Consider the following 1,100-nt stretch of genomic DNA (forward strand, 5'->3'; position numbering starts at 1 on the left):
GAGTGGTTGGCGCTATGTTTGAATCTGCAGGGTGCGTATAGACTCTGATGAAGACAACCCGTCGGACTGAAATGGTGAAGCATCTGTCGGAAACACAGCTTGATGAAGCGATCAATGAAGCCCAGAAGGCGGACGAGACCCGTCTCGTCCGACGACTCTGCTTCATCAAGAACGTCTCTCTCGGCGACACTGACAAAATGGCTGCACGACGTGTCGGTGCGTCCCAACCAACCGGTGGACGCTGGCTCAAAGCCTGGAACGAAGGTGGAGTCGATGGACTTCGACCGAGCTTCGCGGGCGGCCGCCCCGCGAAGCTCTCCTCTGAACAGTTTGACGAGTTCTTTACACTCCTCGAAGACGGTCAACCGTGGACACCACAGGAGATCGACGATCTTCTTTGGGACCGATACGGCGTGACGTACGATCGATCCCACCTTGCTCGAATTCTCCGTGGTGATGGAATGCAGTACGCAAAACCACGACCGATGGACCCGCGACAATCACCGGATGCTGAGAAGGATTTTCGTGAGCGCCTGGGGGAGGCGCTCACGAAAGAAAATGGTGATGAACCACTCGTTCTCGGCTTCTTCGACGCATCGTGGCCACAACCGTTCGAGAACTCCCAGCGAATGTGGTCGTACGATCGAACCGTGGAAATTGACAAACCACTGGTGACAGTCCCCTGGAAAACGCTTGGCTTCTACGCATTACTCGGCAAGAGTACGCTCATCTTTCGGAAACGAACGACGAAAGAGAGTATTTGCACAGCGTTAGAGGCAATTCGTGAGCAGAATCCGGTTGGGCGGATTCTGCTCATCGCAGACAACGATGGCGGTCATCATGCGAAACTCACCCAGCAACGGGCCGACGAACTCGGCATCGAGTTCGTCTTTCTCCCGCCGTACTCGCCAATGTTCAATGCCATCGAACCGCTCTGGAAGACGCTCAAACGGAAGATTTCGCCAGAAGTCTTCGAAGGAAAGGACCACTTCAAGCAGTTCGTTACTAACACCTTCCTAGACCTATCCAAACGCGTCAGCTTCGCCGACAACTGGATCAAAACATTCCTCCCGGATATTCAAAAGTTATGCTGACCACTC

1 protein-coding gene is annotated in these 1,100 nt (G+C 54.1%); it reads left to right on the forward strand.

Annotated elements, in window-relative coordinates; all coding sequences use genetic code 11:
* Positions 1 to 47 precede the first annotated feature (47 nt).
* Positions 48 to 1,094, forward strand: a complete 1,047-nt coding sequence (locus FYC77_RS19980) for an IS630 family transposase (RefSeq protein ID WP_149083242.1) — start codon at positions 48 to 50, stop codon at positions 1,092 to 1,094.
* The last annotated feature ends 6 nt before the right edge of the window (positions 1,095 to 1,100 follow it).

This window comes from Natrialba swarupiae (assembly GCF_008245225.1).
Lineage (GTDB): Archaea > Halobacteriota > Halobacteria > Halobacteriales > Natrialbaceae > Natrarchaeobius > Natrarchaeobius swarupiae.

What these genes read in the sequence shown, in the direction of transcription:
- FYC77_RS19980 (WP_149083242.1), top strand. Translation starts at nt 48, where the DNA reads ATGAAGACAACCCGTCGGACTGAAATGGTGAAGCATCTGTCGGAAACA.